The 20,499-nt window shown below is 62.8% G+C and carries 16 protein-coding genes; 5 read left to right on the forward strand and 11 right to left on the reverse strand.

The features are described 5' to 3' along the window. Positions 1-27 precede the first annotated feature (27 nt). The 4 genes from AC57B6_RS18370 (at position 28) to pta (ending at position 4,905) form a co-directional block, all read left to right on the forward strand. A complete protein-coding gene (locus AC57B6_RS18370; RefSeq protein ID WP_281663004.1) occupies positions 28-843 on the forward strand; it encodes a taurine ABC transporter ATP-binding protein in 816 nt (271 codons plus the stop codon). Then, positions 836-1,756 (forward strand): ABC transporter permease subunit, encoded by a 921-nt coding sequence (locus AC57B6_RS18375; RefSeq protein WP_028200014.1) that lies wholly within the window; start codon positions 836-838, stop codon positions 1,754-1,756. The genes AC57B6_RS18370 and AC57B6_RS18375 overlap by 8 nt, the downstream gene beginning before the upstream one ends. Positions 1,757-1,942: 186 nt before the next feature. Further along, positions 1,943-3,745 (forward strand): sulfoacetaldehyde acetyltransferase, encoded by a 1,803-nt coding sequence (gene xsc / locus AC57B6_RS18380; RefSeq protein WP_496421836.1) that lies wholly within the window; start codon positions 1,943-1,945, stop codon positions 3,743-3,745. 122 nt (positions 3,746-3,867) lie between these two features. Then, a complete protein-coding gene (pta, locus tag AC57B6_RS18385; protein WP_183803460.1) occupies positions 3,868-4,905 on the forward strand; it encodes a phosphate acetyltransferase in 1,038 nt (345 codons plus the stop codon). 31 nt (positions 4,906-4,936) lie between these two features. On the opposite strand, the gene AC57B6_RS18390 is transcribed toward pta, so the two are convergent. From AC57B6_RS18390 to AC57B6_RS18405, 4 genes are all read right to left on the reverse strand, one after another. Next, the gene (locus AC57B6_RS18390) at positions 4,937-6,739 is read right to left on the reverse strand and encodes a cobaltochelatase CobT-related protein (protein ID WP_496421837.1); all 1,803 of its coding nucleotides are present in this window, start codon (positions 6,737-6,739) and stop codon (positions 4,937-4,939) included. After that, complete coding sequence (locus AC57B6_RS18395) at positions 6,736-7,725, reverse strand: AAA family ATPase (RefSeq protein ID WP_028200017.1); 990 nt, start codon at positions 7,723-7,725, stop codon at positions 6,736-6,738. Before AC57B6_RS18395 ends, AC57B6_RS18390 begins: the two co-directional genes overlap by 4 nt. 156 nt (positions 7,726-7,881) lie before the next feature. After that, on the reverse strand, positions 7,882-9,186 hold the full coding sequence (locus AC57B6_RS18400) for an MFS transporter (RefSeq protein WP_028200018.1): 1,305 nt from the start codon (positions 9,184-9,186) through the stop codon (positions 7,882-7,884). Between the two features lie 206 nt (positions 9,187-9,392). Continuing rightward, positions 9,393-11,054 (reverse strand): GMC family oxidoreductase, encoded by a 1,662-nt coding sequence (locus AC57B6_RS18405; RefSeq protein WP_496421838.1) that lies wholly within the window; start codon positions 11,052-11,054, stop codon positions 9,393-9,395. A gap of 221 nt (positions 11,055-11,275) precedes the next feature. Between AC57B6_RS18405 and AC57B6_RS18410 the strand changes: the two genes are divergently transcribed. Continuing rightward, on the forward strand, positions 11,276-12,115 hold the full coding sequence (locus tag AC57B6_RS18410; RefSeq protein WP_106353375.1) for an IclR family transcriptional regulator: 840 nt from the start codon (positions 11,276-11,278) through the stop codon (positions 12,113-12,115). A 118-nt stretch (positions 12,116-12,233) separates the two neighbouring features. On the opposite strand, the gene AC57B6_RS18415 is transcribed toward AC57B6_RS18410, so the two are convergent. The 7 genes from AC57B6_RS18415 to AC57B6_RS18445 all read right to left on the reverse strand — a co-directional run bounded on the left by AC57B6_RS18415 (position 12,234) and on the right by AC57B6_RS18445 (position 20,275). Beyond that, positions 12,234-13,661: an amino acid permease gene (locus AC57B6_RS18415; RefSeq protein WP_046571009.1), complete on the reverse strand. Its 1,428-nt coding sequence runs from the start codon at positions 13,659-13,661 to the stop codon at positions 12,234-12,236. A 233-nt stretch (positions 13,662-13,894) separates the two neighbouring features. Next, positions 13,895-15,310, reverse strand: a complete 1,416-nt coding sequence (locus tag AC57B6_RS18420) for an NAD(P)/FAD-dependent oxidoreductase (protein ID WP_496421839.1) — start codon at positions 15,308-15,310, stop codon at positions 13,895-13,897. Positions 15,311-15,329: 19 nt separating this feature from the next. Next, positions 15,330-15,734, reverse strand: a complete 405-nt coding sequence (locus AC57B6_RS18425; RefSeq protein WP_496421840.1) for a nuclear transport factor 2 family protein — start codon at positions 15,732-15,734, stop codon at positions 15,330-15,332. Positions 15,735-15,993: 259 nt separating this feature from the next. After that, on the reverse strand, positions 15,994-16,959 hold the full coding sequence (locus AC57B6_RS18430) for a CobW family GTP-binding protein (RefSeq protein WP_496421841.1): 966 nt from the start codon (positions 16,957-16,959) through the stop codon (positions 15,994-15,996). A gap of 8 nt (positions 16,960-16,967) precedes the next feature. Further along, positions 16,968-18,623 carry an amidohydrolase gene (locus AC57B6_RS18435; RefSeq protein ID WP_030103524.1) on the reverse strand — a complete coding sequence of 552 codons (1,656 nt, stop codon included), beginning with the start codon at positions 18,621-18,623 and terminating at the stop codon, positions 16,968-16,970. 38 nt (positions 18,624-18,661) lie between these two features. Then, positions 18,662-20,047: a sodium:solute symporter family protein gene (locus AC57B6_RS18440; protein ID WP_496421842.1), complete on the reverse strand. Its 1,386-nt coding sequence runs from the start codon at positions 20,045-20,047 to the stop codon at positions 18,662-18,664. 18 nt (positions 20,048-20,065) lie between these two features. After that, entirely contained in the window at positions 20,066-20,275 is a 210-nt protein-coding gene (locus AC57B6_RS18445) for a DUF3311 domain-containing protein (RefSeq protein ID WP_028200027.1), read from the reverse strand. Between the last annotated feature and the right edge of the window lie 224 nt (positions 20,276-20,499).

A 20,499-nucleotide genomic window follows, 5' to 3' on the forward strand; every position in this document is an offset into this window, starting at 1 on the left:
GCCGGTTCCGTCGAATCAGGAGGCAACATGGAAAGCATGAGAGTCAAGAATGTGAGCGTGGTCTTTCCGGGCCGTAAGGCCGGCCAGACGGTACACGCGCTCGACGACATCAATCTGACGATCAATTCGGGCGATTTTGTCGTGGCGCTCGGGGCATCGGGTTGTGGCAAGACCACCCTGCTCTCGCTGATGGCGGGCTTCATCGCGCCCAGCAGCGGCGAGCTGCTGCTCGGCGGCTCGCCGATCGCCGGGCCGGGATCTGACCGTGGCGTCGTGTTCCAGAAGCATGCCTTGTTGCCCTGGCTCAACGTAATCGACAACGCCGAGTTCGGCCTGAAGCTTCAGGGCGTACCGAAAGCGCAGCGGCGCGAAATAGCCGCGCGCAATCTGGCGCTGGTCGGCTTGCAGGATTTCCACAAGCACATGATCTATCAGCTCTCCGGAGGGATGCAGCAGCGTGTGGGCATTGCCCGCGCGTTGACCTGCGACCCCGCCATGCTGCTGATGGACGAGCCGATGGCCGCGCTCGACGCGCTGACCCGCGAAACGATTCAGGAACTGCTGCTCGACGTCTGGACGAAGACGAACAAGATGTTCTTCTTCATCACGCACAGCGTCGAGGAAGCGCTCTTTCTGGCGAGCCGCCTGATCGTGATGTCGCCGCGCCCCGGGCGTATCACGCATACCTACGAGCTGGATTTCAACCGTCGCTTTCTCGAAACACGCGATGCGCGCGCCATCAAGTCGAGCCCCGATTTCATCGAAATGCGCGAGCGCGTGCTCAGCATCATTTACGGCGACGAGAAAATGCACGGCGCCGAAGCCGAGGTGACACATGTTTAGCTCAAAACGGGCCCCGGCCTTCCCTCGCGGCCATGACGCCCCACTCGGAACCGACCTGCCTGTCCAACCGCCTCGCACCCCTGGTCAACGTCCACGGCTTCTGGCCAAGAAGCCGGCGCGGCCAGGCGACACCTTCGGCGTACCCGGCCAGGGCAGCAGCGTCGTCACGAGCCTCGTGACGGTCGCGCTATTCGTCGGACTATGGTTTGCCGCGACCAACCTGCACTGGATCAAGCCGCTCTTTCTGCCGTCGCCGCAAGCGGTGTATGCCAAGTTTGTGTTCGTGGCCACCGAGGGTTTCGCCAATTCCACGCTCGCGCAACATACCGGCATCAGCTTGCTGCGCGTGTTCGGCGCTTTTGCACTCGCCTGCGTGACCGCGATTCCGATCGGCGTAATGATGGGTGTCTCGCGGTTTGCTCGCGGCGTCTTCGATCCGCCCATCGAGTTCTACCGGCCGCTGCCGCCGCTCGCCTATCTGCCGCTCATCATCATCTGGTTCGGCATTGGTGAATTCTCCAAGGTCTTTCTCATCTACCTCGCCATCTTTGCGCCGCTCGCCATCGCCGCGCGCTCGGGCGTGCGCTCCGTGTCGATCGAACAGATTCATGCAGCCTATTCGATGGGCGCTTCGCGCACCCAGGTCGTGCTGTACGTAATTCTGAAATCCGCGCTGCCGGAGATCTTCACGGGCATGCGAATCGGCATCGGGGTCGGCTGGACCACGCTGGTTGCCGCGGAAATGGTGGCGTCCACCAGCGGCCTCGGCTTCATGGTGCTCAACGCCGCGGAGTTCCTCGCGAGCGACGTGGTGATCATGGGGATCATCGTGATTGGCTTCTTTGCCTTGTGCTTCGACCTGTTGATGCGCCACCTCGAACGCGTGCTGGTGCCGTGGAAAGGCAAGGTCTGATGGTCGGGCGCGGCCGCCAGCGAGCGGCGCGCCTCTCGCCCGCTCATATTACGCACTGATTTTCAGAACAAAACGTACCGTTTATTTCGCATCACCTATTGACCATCTTCGGTGCATGCTCTACATTTTAGATAACTACTTTTCGGAACAAATTGTTCCGGTTTCATCAAACATCGGAGACAGCCCATGAGCGATCACACCCCCAGCAGCGGCCCGCAGGCCATGACCCCGTCGGAAGCGTTCGTCGAAACCCTGGCCGCAAACGGCGTGACCGAGATGTTCGGCATCATGGGCTCGGCCTTCATGGACGCCATGGACATCTTCGCGCCCGCCGGCATCCGGCTGATTCCCGTGGTGCACGAACAGGGCGCCGGCCACATGGCCGACGGTTATGCCCGCGTGTCGGGCCGCCACGGTGTGGTGATCGGCCAGAACGGCCCGGGCATCAGCAATTGCGTGACCGCCATCGCCGCGGCCTACTGGGCACACAGCCCCGTGGTCATGATTACGCCCGAAGCGGGCACCATGGGCATCGGCCTCGGCGGCTTCCAGGAAGCGAAGCAACTCCCCATGTTCCAGGAGTTCACCAAGTATCAGGGCCACGTCACCCATCCCGCGCGCATGGCTGAATTCACCGGCCGCTGCTTCGACCGCGCACTGGCCGAAATGGGCCCGACCCAGCTCAACATTCCGCGCGACTACTTCTACGGCCAGATCAAGGCCGAGATTCCGCAACCGCAGCGCCTCGACCGTGGCCCCGGCGGCGATCAACGCCTCGACGAAGCGGCCGAACTGCTCGCTCAGGCGAAGTTCCCGGTCATCATCTCCGGCGGCGGCGTGGTCATGGGCGACGCGATCGAGGAATGCAAGGCATTGGCCGAGCGTCTTGGCGCGCCGGTCGTCAACAGCTATCTGCACAACGACTCGTTCCCCGCCAACCACCCGTTGTGGTGCGGCCCGCTCGGCTATCAGGGTTCGAAGGCGGCCATGAAGCTGATTCAGCGCGCCGACGTGGTGGTCGCGCTCGGTTCGCGGCTCGGACCGTTCGGCACGCTGCCCCAGCACGGCATGGACTACTGGCCGCAAAACGCCAAGATCATCCAGATCGATGCCGATCACAAAATGCTCGGCCTGGTGAAGAAGATCTCGGTGGGCATCTGCGGCGACGCCAAGGCCGCCGCGAAAGCGCTCACGCAGCGCCTCGAATGCCGCACCCTCGTCTGCGACGCCTCGCGTGAAGAACGCGCCGGCGAAATCGCCGCCGAGAAGGCCGCATGGGAGAAGGAGCTGGATGGCTGGACGCATGAGCGCGACCCCTACAGCCTGGACATGATCGAGGAGCAAAAAGGCGAGCGCACTCCCGGCGGCGGCAACTATCTGCATCCGCGTCAGGTGTTGCGCGAGCTCGAAAAGGCCATGCCGGAAGACGTGATGGTCTCCACCGACATCGGCAACATCAACTCCGTGGCCAACAGCTACCTGCGTTTCAACAAGCCGCGCAGCTTCTTCGCCGCGATGAGCTGGGGCAATTGCGGCTATGCGTTCCCCACCATCATCGGCGCCAAGGTCGCGGCACCGCATCGCCCGGCGGTCTCCTATGCCGGCGACGGGGCGTGGGGCATGAGCCTGATGGAAACCATGACCTGCGTGCGTCACAACATTCCGGTCACCGCCGTGGTTTTCCACAACCGGCAATGGGGCGCGGAGAAGAAAAACCAGGTCGACTTCTACAACCGCCGCTTCGTCGCCGGTGAACTCGACAACCAGAGCTTCGCCGGCATCGCGCGCGCGATGGGCGCCGAGGGTGTCACGGTGGACCGGCTCGAGGACGTCGGCCCGGCGCTGAAGCGTGCGATCGATGCGCAGATGAACCACGGCAAGACCACCATCATCGAAATCATGTGCACCCGCGAGCTGGGCGATCCGTTCCGCCGCGATGCGCTGGCCAAACCGGTACGCCTGCTCGACAAGTACAAGGACTATGTCTGATTCATCCGTTGTCTGAAGGCCCGGGCGCAAGGCGCAGCTTGCTGCGTGCCCGGCAGGCCGGAAATGGGGCTTCCCCTGCCGTTTCCGGCCGTTTTTTTCAACCGTGACCGCCGCCCTGTGCCATGAAAGCCATCAATCGCATCATCGAACGCGCCCGCACTTCGCCGAGACGCATCGTGCTCTGCGAGGCGGAAGATCCCCGCATGCTGGAGGCCGCGCAACGCGCGAGCCGTGAAGGCATCGCCCACATCGTGCTGGTAGGCCCGAGCGAGCGAATCCGCGCAGCGGCCGCCGGGCACAACATCGACTTGAGCGGCATGGAGCTGGTGGATCCCGCAACCTCGCCGCTCGCTTCCTCTTTGACCGAAGCGCTTTTCGCACTGCGCAGCAAGAAAGGCATGACGCTCGAGCAAGCGCAACAGGAAATCCTCAAGCCGCTCTGCTTCGCGAACCTGATGGTGCGGCTCGACCATGCGGACGGCTCGGTGGCCGGCGCTGTCCACACGACCGCCGACGTGGTGCGCACGGCGATCCAGATCATTGGTATTCACCCGTCGTTCAAGCTGGTGTCGAGCTTCTTTCTGATGATGCTGTGCGAGCCCTTCCACACGCTCAAAGGCGGTCTGATCTTCTCCGACTGCGGGCTGGTGGTGGATCCGGACGCCGGCGAACTCGCGCAGATTGCCATGGCCGCGGCTGACAGCGCGCAAAGCCTGCTGATGGAGGAACCGCGCGTGGCCATGCTGTCGTTCTCGACCAGCGGCAGCGCCCGGCACGCGGCCGTCGACAAGGTCGTGGAAGCGACCCGCCAGGTGAGAGCCGCGCGCCCGCATCTGGCGATCGACGGCGACGTGCAACTGGACGCGGCCCTCGTCTCCGAGATCGCGATGCGCAAGATCGAACACTCGCAGGTGCAGGGACACGCCAACGTACTGATTTTCCCCAGCCTCGAAGCCGGCAATATCGGCTACAAGCTGGCCGAGCGGATCGGCGATGCGAAAGCAATCGGCCCCTTGCTGCAAGGCCTGAAAAAGCCTGCCAACGATCTTTCGCGCGGCTGTAGCGCCGACGACATCTACTACGTAATCGCGGTCACCGCGGTGCAAGCGCAAAGCGCGGCTGAACCGCTCACCGCACGCGCCACACCGCTCGCGTCGTAACCCGGCCGCGGTCATCCGGCCGCGGACGCGGCTAGCGCCTGCCGCCCTGCCCGCGTGCTCCAATCCAGCTCACGATCTGCGCAAACAGTTTCATGTCGGGCGGCACCGAGAGATCGACTGCCAGACAGCGGCGGTAATACGGGCTGAGATCGAGCCCGACGCCCAGACCCAGCACCTCGACATCGCGCGAAGCCTCATGGCGCGCCACAACGGTCTTGAGATGGTTGTCGAGATAGAACGCGTCATTGGCCTGGCCCGTCGCACTGTCCATCGGGCTGCCATCTGAAATCACGATCAGAATCCGCCGTGCCTCGGGACGGGCGAGAAGACGCGCGCAAGCCCAGTCGACCGCTTCGCCGTCCACGCCCTCGCGAAACAGGTCCGCCTTGAAGAGCGCGGCGATGTCCGCGCGGGCGCGCCGCCAGTTGCGGTCGGCGTCCTTGAATACCAGATGCGACAGCTCATTGAGCCGGCCCGGGTGATGCGGGCGGCCCTGCGCCAGCCAGTCGAGCCGGGAACGGCCACCGTTCCATGCGCCGGTGGTGAAACCGAGCACCTCGGTCGTCACGCCCGCCTGGTCGAGCGCGCGCGTGAGGATATCCACCATGGTCGCCACCGGCTCGATATGCGCTTTCATCGAGCCCGAACAGTCGATCAGAAAACCGATCACGCAGTCCGCCATGAGCGTATTCCGTTCGAGCCGGAACAGGCGCCGTTCAGCGGGAGAACTAACCAGTTGTGCGAGGCGCCGCCCGTCGATGCGGCCATGCTCTTCGCCGAACGACCAGCCGTCGCGTTGCGGCAGCGCCAGCGCCGCTTTCAGCGCGTGAGCAAGCCGCGCCACGTTGATGCCCTGCGCGGCGACGCGTTCGTCAAGCCGCTCGCGAAACTCGCCGAGCAAGGCCTTGCGCACCAGCGGTCCCGCAAATAGCTCGCGGTCGTACCGTGTCGTATAGGCGCGATAACCCTGTTCCGACGCCTCGAGCACGCGGCTTTGCCCAGTTAGCGCAACGGCCATGTCCTTGTATTCGTCGTCCTCGACGTCGAACCAGAGCGAGAACGCCGTGCGCGGCGCCTTATCGTCGCTCTCCTGCTGATCATCTTCGGCACCGTCCAGCGTTGCGGCGCGAGCGGCACGGATCATCCCGGCCACGAGCCGCGCCAGTTCAAGCGCATGAACCGAAAACGCCTCCTGCTCGTCCCCATGCCGGCGCAAACCCGCCAGCGACACGCCCAGCACCGGCACGATCGCCGCGCGCGTGGCTTCGATCAGGCCCTCGGTGTCTTCGAGCACAGGCCAGCCCGTCAGGCGCGACCAGGCAATCTGCGCGACCGTGTACAGGAGAATGCCGAGATGGTCCTCGGCGAGTCCGGAGCGATAGAACGCCCGCGACCAGGCCTCGAAACGATCGCGCAGGTTCTGCACGAGGCCCGGCATGCCAGGTGGCGTCCGGGTCTCGCAGCGCAACTGCTCGAGCAATTCGAACAGCAGCCGTTCGACGGAGTCGGCCGGACATAGCCGGCTGTGCAGCGCCGCGTCGGAGTGCATCAGCCGCAATGCCGCGCCATCGGCGGCGCCGCGCAAGGACGCGAAATCGTCCAGTTGCGGGTCGGTGCGCAGATGGGGGGCATGCAGGGGCAACGGTCGCAGATCACGGCATAGGCGGCCTTCGCGGTAGTGCAACGCGGCGTCGCCGGTGAGCGCGCGCACGGCCGCCGCGCACAGCGCCTCACGCTGCTCCGCCCGGAGGATCGCTTGCCGCTGGGTCTGCTGCGGGGTCTGCTGCCGATCCTGCTGTGGATCCTGCTGCGAGGGCTTGTCCAGCGTCATCATCGGCTGCCCGCCGGGTGGCCTTCAACCTTAACGTCGGCCTCGAGTTCGGTACCGAAGCACCTCTGAAAATACTCGGCGACGATCGAACGCTCGGCTTCGTCGCACTTGTTCAGGAAGGTCAGACGAAACGCCATCGCAGGATCGCGGAAAATCTGGCAGTTCTCGGCCCAGTTGATCACCGTGCGCGGCGACATCAGCGTCGACAGGTCGCCGGCGGCGAAACCCTTGCGGGTCAGTTCAGCCACGCTCACCATCGATTCGATCAGCGCGCGCCCCGCTGCATCGCCGAGCTCCGGGACCCGCGCGAGCACGATGCCCGCCTCTTCCGCACGCGGCAGATAGTTGAGCGTGGCCACCACGTTCCAACGGTCCATCTGCGCATGATTGAGCACCTGCGTGCCGTGATACAGGCCGTTCAGATTGCCCAACCCGACCGTGTTGGTAGTAGCGAACATGCGGAAATACGGATGCGGATGAATCACGCGATTCTGGTCGAGCAGCGTGAATTTGCCGTCGCGCTCGAGAATGCGCTGGATCACGAACATCACGTCCGGGCGCCCCGCATCGTATTCGTCGAAGATCAGCGCGACCGGACGCTGCAAGGCCCACGGCACGATCCCTTCCTGAAACTCCGTGACCTGCAGATCGTCGCGCACCACGATCGCATCTTTGCCGACCAGGTCGAGACGGCTGATATGACCGTCGAGATTGACACGCACGCAAGGCCAATTGAGGCGGGCCGCCACCTGTTCGATATGCGTCGACTTCCCGGTACCGTGCAAGCCTTGCACCATCACCCGGCGATCCCGGCTAAAGCCGGCCAGAATGGCCAGCGTCACTTCCGGATTGAAACGGTAGACCTCGTCGATCTCCGGCACGTGGTCGTCACGCTCGCTGAAAGCGGGCACCATCAGGCTGGAATCAATGCCGAATACAGTGCGCACCGAGACCATTCTGTCGGGTTTGCCAGTCACGATATCAGTCACTTCATGCTCCTCCCTGCTGCGGGATGTAGATGGGGCGACGCCGAATTACGATACTTTTCGGTACGTTTTGTTCCGTTTTATTATACGCAGAATCTCACGCTTCAGGTGGCGCTTCGAGCAGCGCTTCCGTCCACATTCACCCCACAGGCCTCGCCGTCAACGCACGGTCGCCATTTCGTCGAAGGGTTTCGCGCGCCGTTCCATCGCCCGCGCGGCCCATGCCGACAGCAGTGCCGACAGAATCACATAGCCGCACACATACCAGGGCTTGCCGCCATCCAGCCGCAGCAGCGCCGTCGCGATGATCGGCGTGAGGCCGCTCGCGAAAATGCCCGAGAACTGATACACGAACGAGATGCCGGTATAGCGCACCTCCGGATCGAACAGCTCGGCAAAGAGCGCGGCTTCCGGGCCGTAGACCATCGCGTAGAAGATGCCGAACGGGATCACCACGCCGAGCCAGACGGCCAGCGTATTGCCGGCCTGCGTCTCCATCAGCCAGAACGCCGGCAGCACCGAAACGCCGCAGATCAGCGAACCCCAGCGATACACGCGCGCACGACCCATCAGGTCCGACATCCGGCCGAAGAACGGGATGAAGAAGCACATCACCATCGCCGCGATCATCACGCCGGTGAGCGCTTCCGTGCGGCTCATCGAAAGACGTTGCGTGAGGTAGCCGATCATGAACACCGCGAAGATGTTGAAGAACACCCCGTCGATCCAGCGCGCGCCCATGCCGAGCAGCACCGAACTGCGATAACGCGTGAGCATGTCGACGAAGGGAATTTTCACGTCGCGGCGATTGCGCTTGAGTGCGAGAAACTCGGGCGTCTCCATCACCTTGAGGCGAATGTAGAGGCCGAGCACCACCAGCAGCAGCGAAGCGCCGAACGCGACCCGCCAGCCCCACGCGAGGAACGCCGCCTCCGGCAGCAGGCGGGAGATACCCGCAACGATGCCCGACGCGAGGCACAAGCCAATCGACAAGCCGATCTGCGGCAAGCTCGCGTACAGACCGCGCCGGTTCGGCGGCGCATACTCATAGGCCATCAGCACCGCGCCGCCCCATTCGCCGCCGAGCCCGATGCCCTGCAACACCCGCAAGGCGAGCAGCAGAATCGGCGCCCAGATGCCGATCTGGGCGAAGGTCGGCACGAAGGCGACGCCCGCCGTCGAAATCCCCATGATGATGAGTGTGCAGATCAACGCGGACTTGCGTCCGACCTTATCGCCGAAGTGGCCGAAGATCACGCCGCCGAGCGGCCTCGTCACGAAACCGACGGCGAACGTGGCGTAGGCCAGCATCGTCGAGACGAGCGGGTCGTGCGCAGGAAAATAAAGCTTGTTGAAGACGATGCCCGCCACGACACCGTACAGAAAAAAGTCATACCATTCGACCGTCGCTCCAATCACGCTCGCGAATGCAACGCGGCGGATAACCCGCTTATCGATTGCCATAGCGCCTCCTCCAATGGATGGCCGCGCGCCGTGCCGGCAACGCAGCACTTCTAGGCCCCCGTCTGTCTCCTCCTGGGGCGCGAATTTCACCGCCTGCACGCTGTTGTTATCGGCTTCGGATGCAGCGAGTCAGGCGGTGATCTTTTTACTGCCTGCAGCTACTTCGGTTCGGTGCTTTCGCGTCCGCTCCTGCGTAGGTTCCCGCATCAATACTGTGCTTCCATGCTTGGCGATCGCACCTGTGCGGCCGGCCTGTCGCCCGCGCGCGCATCCTCGAGGATCATGCTGGACGCCTTTTCGGCGACCATCACGATCGGCACATTGGTATTGCCCGAAACCAGCGTCGGCATGATCGAACAATCGACCACCCGCAAGCCCTGCGTGCCGTACACACGCAACCGTTCGTCGACCACGGCGCCCGGATCGCTCGCGACACCCATCTTCGCGGTACCGGACGGATGAAAAATCGTCTGGCCGTATTCGCGGCAAAAGTGCAGCAGCTCGTCGTCGCTTTGCGCGTCCCGGCCCGGCCGGACTTCACGTTTCATCAGCGATGCCATCGGCTCCGTGGCAGCGACGCGGCGCGCAAAACGCACCCCTGCAACCGTGGTGCGGCGATCGAGATCGGTCGCCAGATAATTGGGCTGGATCGAAGGAGCGTCGCGCATGGTGCTCGTGCGAATCCGCACGTTTCCGCGCGACTCCGGACGCAACTGACAGACCGAATAGGTACAGCCGGGAAACGCGTGCACATCGCCGCCCGCGGTATCGGCCGACAGCGTGGAGAAGTGAAACTGGATGTCCGGCGTTTTCGCCTCGTCCGGCAACGCGCGGCAGAACATGCCGCCCTGATTGATGCCAACGGCCAACGGCCCGTCGCGAAACAGCGCCCATTGCAGGCCCATTTTTGCGCGGCCCGACCAGGAGTGCAGCAGGTCGTTGGTCGTGATTGGCCGCGCCACCTCATAGGTCAGACGTATCTGCAGATGATCCTGCAGATTCTCTCCAACACCGGCCCGATCGGCGACCACCGGAATACCCAGTTGGTTGAGCAGTTTCGCCGGCCCGACGCCCGACACCTGCAGCAATTGCGGCGACTGCAACGCGCCTGCCGTCAGCACCACCTCGCGATGCGCGCGCACTTCGTGAACCTTGCCGTGCTGCTCATAGCGAATACCTGTCGCGCGCGTCCCGTCGAAGATAATTTTCGAAGCCAGCGCGTCGGTCTCGATCTGCAGATTCGGACGCTTGCGCGCGGGCTTCAGATAAGCGACCGCAGTCGAACACCGCCAGCCACGCCGCGTGGTCAACTGGTAATAGCCGACCCCTTCCTGATCGCCCTGATTGAAGTCGTCGACCGTCTGGACACCCAGGCGATTCGACGCGGCAATGAATGCATCCACCAGTTCATGGCGCTGCTTGATCGTGGAGGCCCACAACGGACCATCCACGCCGCGGGTCGGAGACTCGCCGAGTTCGTTGTGTTCGAGCCGCCGGAAGAAAGGCAGGCAGTCCTTCCAGCTCCAGCCGCGATTACCGAGCGCGGCCCACTGGTCGTAATCCTCTTTCTGACCGCGAATATAGATCAGGCCATTGATCGAGCTGCAGCCGCCCAACGTGCGCCCGCGCGGCCAGTAGAGCTTGCGGCCGTTCATGTTCGGATCCGGGTCGGTATAAAAGCCCCAGTTGTAGACCGGATGAAACATGGTTTTGCCGTAACCGATCGGGATATGGATCCACAGAAAACGGTCAGGCGGACCGGCTTCGAGCAGGCATACCGAGTAGCGGCCATTCTCGGAAAGGCGGTTAGCGAGGACACAGCCCGCCGATCCCGCGCCGACAACCACGTAGTCGAAACTCCGTACCATTGATGACGTCTCCGTGCCGATATCTTTCTTTTAAAACCGGATCATTTCGTCCCAATTTATTGGATGAGAGTTTCGACTTCAAGCAAATCCGGTTACGATTGAATAAACCGGTACGAAAACCGACTTTTTCGTTTCACTATTCAATCTGTCCGAACGCGTTCATCCGGGTTGTCACTGATCCGTTCGGGCTGCGTTCCCCCTCATCCGCCTCGGGAAGGACAATGAGAGACACCACGCATCTCCCCTCACCTGCCCACGAACCCGCCGACGACACCCGCGTGCTGCGCGCGCTCAGCGTGCTGGAACAGCTTGCATCGGCGGGACAACCGTCGTCGCTTTCCCAGTTGTCCTCACGTCTGCAGATTCCGAAGGCAACGCTGATGCGCCTGATCGAGTCGCTCGAAGCGCGCGGCTACGTCACACACATGCCGGACTCGCGCGGCGCCGATCGCGCCATCGCGCTCGGCCCACGTGCCGCGCAGCTCGCGCTGACCACGCTCGCCAACGGCACGTTCACGCGGGCGTGCCGCTCATTGCTGCGCACACTCGTGGAGTCGCTTGGCGAAAGCTGCAATCTCACCGTGCTCGACGGCGATACCGTGCTGTACGTCGAACGCGTCGAGACGAGCGAACCCTTGCGCCTGCATCTGCAACCCGGCACGCGCGTGCCGCTGCATTGCACCGCCAGCGGCAAGCTGTTTCTTTCGCAGATGGCAGCGCCCGAGCGTGGGCTCGTCATCCGGCGCTTGCCGCTCAAGTCGATGACGTATCGCACCCTGACCGATATCGATCTGCTGGAAGCCGAACTCGACCGCCTCGCCGTGCGCGGCATCGGCGTCGACAACGAGGAATTCGTACGCGGAATGGTGGCGGTCGCGGTGCCGGTGCGCCACGTCGACGATGGCCGTGTGCTCGCGGCACTGGCCGTTCATGCCCCCACGGCGCGGGCCAGTCTGGAAGATCTGCTGAAAGCGGTGCCGCGGCTCAAGGAGATTGCGTTGCGCATCGGACCGCTGCTTCAGCCTGCAACGGCAGCGGCGGCAGCGGTGGCATCGAAGTAACGGGGAGACGCCACCCGGCTGACCCACCCGCGCATCGCTGCAGCTTGCCTCGCAGCGGCGATCTCGAGCGGACCACCGCTGCATGTCGTCAAACCACGTGCAATAGCGCGTCAATGCTTCAATGCGTACGGGGCCGATAGTCGACGAATTCCGGCTCGGTGGAAACTGCGCCGCTTTTCCGGGCCCGCCACACATACGCGACGAGCAGCACGCCGAGACTCACCACACCGAGCCACAGCGGCGTGCGCTGGTCCGGTATGAATGCCATCGCCACCAGAATGCCGAGCATGCCGACGATCGCGAAACAGGTCAGGTACGGATAGCACCACATCCGCACGCGCAGCATCTGCGGCGCCTCGCGCTCGAGCCGGGCGCGCAGCTTAAGTTGCGACACGGCAATCAGCACGTAGACAAAAATGGCCACCGTACCGTATGAATTGACAAGGAATGCGAACACCGTGTCCGGCGATACATACGACATGACGACCGACACATAGCCGAACAAGGTGCCGACCAGGATCGCGCGAACCGGAACGCCGCGGCGATTGACCCGGGCCAGCGCAGCCGGCGCGTCGCCGTGGCGGGTCAGCGCGAACATCATCCGCGAGGCCGCGTACAGGCCGGAATTGAGTGCGGACAACACCGCGGTCAGCACGATTGCATTCATCACGTTTGCGGCGGCCGGAATACCCATGGCATTGAGCGCGCTCACATACGGTGTGGCCATCGCCGGTGAATTCCAGGGCACCAGCGCCACCACCAGCATGATCGAGCCGACATAGAAAATCAGCACACGGGTAATCACCGAATTGGTGGCCTTGGCGACCGCCTTGACCGGCTCATGCGCTTCAGCGGCGGCAATCGTGACGATCTCGGCGCCGAAGTAAAAACCCGTTGCCGCAACAGCGCCGCTCAACACCGGTCCAATGCCCTTCGGCATCAGGCCGCCGTGCGAAAGCAGCGTCGGCATCACGGCCGTGGTGTGCATCGATGCGGGCCACAGACCCAGCACATAGAGCGCGCCAAGAAACAGGAACACGACGATCGCGGCCACCTTGATGGACGCGAACCAGAATTCGAACTCCCCATAGCTGCCCACCGAGATCAGGTTGGTCGCCGTCAACACGACCAGCAACACGAGACTGATCGCCCACGCCGGCGTATCCGGCAGCCAGAATTGCACCAGTTTCGCGCCGGCCACCGCCTCGACGGCCACGACGATGACCCAGAAATACCAGTACATCCAGCCGGTCAGAAAGCCGGCCAGTTTGCCGGGCCCGCGCTTGCCGGCAAAGGCCATGCGCGCATATTCGTAGAACGAGCCCACGGCCGGCATCGCACAGGCCATTTCTCCGAGCATGCGCATGACGAGCACGATCAGGCCACCGGTAATCAGAAACGACAGCACCGCCGCCGGGCCGGCCTGCTGGACCACGACACCGCTACCGACAAACAGACCCGCGCCAATCACGCCGCCCAGCGCGATCATGGTCATATGCCGCTCTTTGAGGCCGGTCTTCAGTTCACTTCGATTCGATACTTGCATGTCACCTCCACATCCTGTTGATGTCGGCGCCGGTCGCGCGGACCGCGTGCGCAGTCCCGGAACCAGGGCGCCGTCAATTCGGATCGAGCGAGAACGCCTGCGCGCCTCGCTGCATCGTGTTTTTTCTTATGGCTTAACGCGCGGACCTGTCCGGCCGCGCAGCGCCGCCGTGCGCGTGCGGCGCGACGGCGGCCGAATGACGTGCCGCAAGCGGCGCGACACGCAGAGCGCGTTCAAGGTTTCTCGTCGCGCCGGAAGTACAACTGGTAGAGCATGCGTTGGCCGATGCGGCGAAACGGTGCGAACGGATGGCCAGGCAATGGCGAGGTGAAGATCGGCAGCGTCTGCTTCGCCCCTTTACCGGCTATCCGTTCGGCGAGGCGGCGCCCCGCCTGCTGCGAATATGACACACCATTGCCGCCGTAGCCCAGCGCGTAAAACACCGACTGCTTCGGGTCCGGCTGACACACGCGCGGCATCATGTCGTGGCTCACATCCACCCAGCCCCACCATGAATAATCGATCTGGATACCGCGCAAGGCCGGGAACTTGCGGCCCATTCCTTCGATGAGCAACTCGTAGTGGCGCGAATTCGGCGCATCCGCACCGGTGATCGCGCTACGGCTGCCGATCTGCAACCGGTTGTCCGGCAGGAAGCGATAGTAGAAACGCAAAGTGCGCGTATCGGTCAGCACCTGCGTCGTTCGAAAATTGCACGCGGCGATTTCCTGCTGCGTGAGCGGACGCGTCACCATCGAATTCGACAGGATCGGCATCACCCGGCTCGTCAGCGAGGGATGCAGGTTCGGCGCCGTATAGGCGCCGGTCGCGATACCCACCGAACGGGCCCGCACAATGCCGCCCGGCGTGCGCAGATGATGAATGCCGTTAATCGTTTCCCAACCGATCACCGGGCTCGACGGATGAACCCGCGCGCCCGCTTCGCGCGCCAGCCGCTGATAGCCATACGCCAGTTTCAGTGCATGAATGCCGATGCCTTCGGGTTCGTGCAGCGCGCCGGCCGCCTCGGAATCGTTGACGTACTCGCGGCGCAACGTCGCCTGGTCGATGAGCTCGGACGGATAGCCGAACACGTCTTTCCAGACCTTGGCTTCGGCGGCGAGTTTGGCCATCATGCGCGGCCGGTGCGCAATCAGAAAGTGGCCGCCGGGTTGCGGATCGCAATCGATTTCGGCCACCAGCGACTTGAAGTTGTCGAAGCCTTCCTGGATCTCGTCGTGCATTTTCAGCGCGACGTCTTTACCCCAACGCTCGATCCATTGCGAACGCGACAGACGTCCCGATGCGTTCTGCCCCTGTCCGCCATTGCGGCTGCTGCAACCCCAACTGGTTTTGTTGGCCTCGAGCACCACCGCCTTGATGCCATGCTCGCGCGCCAGACAAAGCGCGGTCGCGAGCCCGGTATAGCCCGCGCCGATGATCGCCACGTCCACGTCGATATCTTTCGTGATCGGACCGTCGTCGGGCGGCGGCGTGCCGGCAGTCGCGGCCCAATAGGTCGGTGCGTACTGCTTGCCGTGCCCCGGCCCCGGCGAGACCAGCGGGTCGTATCGCGGGTCATACTGTGTCGCGCCGTCCCGTCCTGTGGACAGACCGTCGCCGACCCGTGTGATGACACTTTGCGCCATGTGAAGCTCCTCGTCGGCGTCAAACGTTCTGCTTCGGACGTTCCTTGCGGAACGCGCGCTTGACCGCAATCAGGCCGTCGCGGAACTCGAACAGATCGCAGCCTTCCGCTTCGATGCGCCAGCCCTCCGCATGCGTGCCCGTGAACACCCACTCGGACACGCCACGCTCACCGATAACGTAATGGCGTCCGTCTCCCCAATGCGCATCCGGGAAAGTCTTGAAGACCGTTTCGAACGCCGCGCGCACCGCCTTGCGACCAACGAAACGCGTGCCGTAAACTTCGTTTCCGCCGGCCGTGTCGAACACACAGTCTTCGGTCATGAAGCCCATCAGCGCATTGGCGTCGTGACGGTTGAATGCATCGGAAAATGCAGCGAGTGTGTCCGCGGTGACCTTCGCTGCGGACGTTTCTGTTGTAGCCATCCATGTCTCCTGCTTGGTGATTTGGGTGAGACTCGTGAGCTTGCCTAAGCGGCGATCTGTTATGGAAAAGTGTAAGTTTGGTGTCGGCTCGACGGTAGGGCCAGTGCGCTGGTTTCGCCTGGTGCAGTGTGGTGCGGTGTGATGCGGCGCGTGGCAAAGAAGGCGCGGGTTGACGGACCGCGAAGCGCGTTTTCTGGATTCAGGCGGTGGGTATGCTGTGTGTGCTGCGTGTGCGAGCCACGCTGCCGCGCAACGGAAGTCAGTTCAGCACTTGCGTGCCTTCGAGGCAACGCATGATCGCGCGCTCGTCTTCGCCTGTGAAACGGCCGATCAGGACGAGTGTCGATTCGGCCGCCGCATGACCCGCGAATGGGGTGATGAGAATGCGCCCGCCTGCTACATGCAGCTCTTGCGGCGAGCTGTCCTGATCCAGCCAGACAATGCCCTTCGCTCGCAACAGCGTGGCGGAGAGGCCGCGCAGCGCGGCCCGGAGTTTCTTCCGGTCCAGAGGAAAGTCCGAACGGAAGGAAAAACTGCTGATATCCCGATGCAGGCTCGAAGCGCCAGCCGTCATCGCGCCTCGCCCACCCGCTTGATGACGAGGCACCACGCTAGCGTCGAAGATCAAGGCCGGCGGTATCTGTCCATCCACCGCCTCGAACAGGATGGAGGTGGTCGCAAGCGCTAGCACGGCCTGCGTTGCCGCGACCTTCTCCTGCTCCGTCACGAGGTCGGTCTTGGTGAGTACAAGGGCCGTTGCGCCCGCAATCTGGCGGCGCACAATATCGCCGACATAAGGATCGAGCAAGGTTGCGCCGATGCGCTCGGCATCCACGGCAACGATGATCCCGAACAGCCTGAAGGCCCGGTCGAGCAAGCCGATCTGCGCGATCTTCACCGGATCGGAAACGCCGCTCGCTTCGATGATCAATAACTCGGGACGTTCGGGCCGCGCGCTGATTTTCACGAGCGCGTCGACGAGACGGCCGCCGATCGAGCAGCAGATGCAACCGTTCTCCAGATTGATGACATCGTCCGTGCGTTCGCGGATCAACGCCGCGTCGATATTGATATCGCCGAAATCGTTGACGAGTACGGCCACCTTGCGCTGCCCCGCCATCGACAGCACATGGTTCAGCAAGGTCGTCTTGCCCGCTCCCAGATAGCCGCCCAGCACCACCAGAGGAATAGGCGGCCGGACACCGGGCGCAGCAGTATCGTTCACCACGCCGTTCATTTTTCCGGCGACTGGAATACGCGGCCGCCCAGCACCGTGCCCCACACCTCAACGTCTTTCAGTCGTTCGGCGGCGACTTCGCTCGGGTCTTCCGCCAGCACGGCGAAGTCCGCGAATTTGCCCACTTCGATACTGCCGATCAGATGATCCATCTTGAGCGTATAGGCCGCGCCGAGCGTGATCGCGCGCAACGCGTCCGCCACGGGGATGCACTCGCTCGCGCCCAGCACACGGCCGCTCGCGGTCTTGCGCTGCACCGCGCACCATGCGGTAAACAACGGGCTCAACTGCGTGATCGGCGCGTCCGAGTGAAACGCAAAGGGAATGCCCAGCCGCCGCGCCGAGCCCGCCGCGTTCATGCGGTTCGCCCGGTCGGGGCCCATGGTCTGCGCGTAGTGGGCGTCGCCCCAGTAGTAGATATGGTTGGAGAAAAAATTGATGCACATGCCAAGTTTCGCCGCGCGCGCCAACTGGCTCGCGTCGGCCATCTGGCAGTGCTGCAGCGTGTGACGGTGGTCGCTGCGCGGGCACGCGTCGAGCATCTTCTCGACGGCGTTAAGCACGACCTCGGTGGCTTCATCGCCGTTGGTATGAATATGGAGTTGCAGCCCCGCGCGATGAAACGGCGTGAACACCTCCTCCAGTTGACTCGGCGGAATCAGCCACAAGCCATTGGGCTGCCCGCCGACATAGCCGGGCCATTTCAGCCGCGCGGTAAAGCCTTGAATCGATCCGTCGACGATGAATTTGACTGGCCCGAAGCTCAGTTTCTCCGTGCTGTCACGCATCGCCGACAGTACTTTTTCAGCGCCGCCTTCGGGGCTGCGCTGCGGCGCGAACGCGGGCACGATCCGGATCGGATACTGCGGATCGGCCGTGACTTCGCGCAGATTGCGATTGCCCAGCGCCGACAGATCGTTGACCAGATCCGTCGCGGTGGTCACACCGGCGAGTTGAGCGACCTTACCGAAATTCCAGATCGCCGCTTTCTTTTCGCTGGCCGCAATGGAAAGCTGACTGCCGATCACCTCGTACACCGGGAACATGGCGGCGAATTCCTGCAGCTCGCCGGTCGGCTGTCCGTCTTCGCCCTTGTCGATGCCGTCGATATCGGTGTTCTCGTCGATCCCGGCGAGCGCCAGCATGGCGGAATTGACGTTCATCAGATGCACGCTCGCGTGCAGCACGACAATGGGCCGGGTAGTCGAAACGGTATCGAGTTCCTTGACCGACAGGCGGGTCGTGCCGAAGAAAATCGGATCGAAGCCCCATGCGAGCAAGGGCGCCGCCGCGTCGGTCATACTGCGTTGCGCGTCCGCGAGCCGCGCGATCACCGCGTCCAGCGTTTTCAGACCGGGCCACAACGTGCCGTCGGGACCGCGCCGGTCGTAGTAGCCGAGATACACGGCGTCCCACATGGCGCCTTCCATCAGATGACAATGCCCTTCGACAAGACCCGGCATCAGCACCTTGTCCTGAAACGTGTCGACGATCTCAACCTCGCCCCAGCGGCTAACCTCATCCAGATTGCCGACAGAAAGAATTTTGCCGTCCCGCACCGCAACGTGCGTGGCATGCGGCTGGGCCGGATTCATGGTCAGAATCTTTCTGGCGACGAATACCGTGACGGGACCTCGTTCAATCGAATTCATAAATAGATGGTCTCAGATTCAGAAAGCGGGCCGAATGCTCAGGATAGCGCGTGAACCGGTTTGCGCTTCCAGCCATGGTTCAACATGGCGGTCACTGCGACGTTGATCACGAGACACAGCAAGCCCAGGTTGAATCCGCCGAGATCGGCATGAAGCATGTACAGGATGATCGCGAGTATCTGGCCAGTGAGGATACCGGTTGCAATCGCGGCCGGTTTGACGCGAAGCGAAAACAGAATGATCATCACGCCCGGGAAAAACTGGGTCACGCCGTAGTACGCGGTATTGATCAGCGTGAGCATCAGATTCGGCGTCAACAGCGTCATCACGATCGAGACCAGCAGGTAGATCACGATCACCGTTTTCGCGGTGGCTTTCTGCCGGTTCTCGGGCATCTTCGGCAACAGATTGCGCGTCACGATCGGGCCGATGGCAAGACAGATCCCGGTTAGCACCAGCAGGCCGGACAGCGAGGCGCCGGCCGCCACCAGACCCAGCAGCCAGCCCGGCAGCAAGCGGATCGCCGCCGCGAAGAACGCCTCATTCGGCGAGCCGAGATGCAGGTTCTGACTGATCGCATAGTAGGAGGCGAGCACCAGGAATGGATACATCAGCATGTACAGCGGCATCGCCACCTGGGTACGCCGGATCGTGTTCGGACTGGCCGCCGTGAAGAAAACCTGCACCGCGAACGGCATCACGTAGAACCCTAGCGACTGGAACAGCATGGTGCTCATCGAGAACGTCAGTTGGCTGGCGTTCATGCTGTTGCTGACGTGCAGGCTCGCGGCGTGAAAAACCTCCGTGACGCCGGATTCCCACGCGACCGCGAGCCCGGTGATCACAATCGCCAACACCATCAGCACGTCTTTCAGGATCGCAATGTAGGCCGACGCCCGCACGCCCGAAATGGCGATGTAGGTAAATGCCAATACCGCGGAGATCAGGATCAGATAGAGCGGCTGGAAATTCCAGCCGAGGCCTTTGAACGCGGCAACCAGCCCCGTGAACTGCAACTCCCCCCACGGCAGCAGGAACAGAATCGCCGATCCGGCGACGATCAACTCCAATGAGCGACTGCCGAAATGGCCTTTGAACAGATCGGGCAGCGTAATGGCGTTATAGCGTTTGCCGGCCTCCCAGATTTTCGGTCCGATGAAATAGCCGACGGGATACGCCAGCAGGATATAGCCAAGAAACCAGACCCCATACGTCGGTCCTTTGGCATAAATGCCGCCGGGAAAGCCGACCATCGTGCCAATGCTGTAGATCTCGCCCGCGGCGAGGAAAAAGACCAGGTACGCGCCAAACTGACGGGACGCGACAAAGAAGTCATGCACGCTTTGCGCGCCATGCCCTTTTTTGGAGCGTATCGCCAGATACAGCGAGAAGAGAATCAAACCGAGAAAGACAACAGTGGACATCCGGGCTCTCCTGCTGCTTCAGTGGGTTTGCGGATCTGCATCGTCCGCGTGGCGATCGAACAGACGCCAGCAAATCTGCAGGCAGATCGACGTCAGAACAAACCACATGAAAATCCACGCATAAATGAACGGCACGCCCAGCACGAACCGGTCGACTGAGGCCACCCAGGGCAGCAGGCCGATCACGCCGATATAAGGGATGCCGATCCCGATCAGGAACTTGAGCATGAAGTCTCCGTCAGCTTTTTTGTAACCAGTGAAATTACCTTTGCTGATCCGCGGCACGCGGATGCGGCACGACGGCCGTAGCAGACGATTACAATGATTTCAGTATCGGTGGCCGAAAATGCACCTGGTTAGTACCAGCGATAATAAATCGCCTGGTCCACATGAGCGTGGACCTTGAGCGGACATTGCACCCGCTCATACCTCGATGGCAAGGTCGTTTTTAC

Source organism: Paraburkholderia sp. BGA-UO-ETr-F12, from assembly GCF_059567945.1.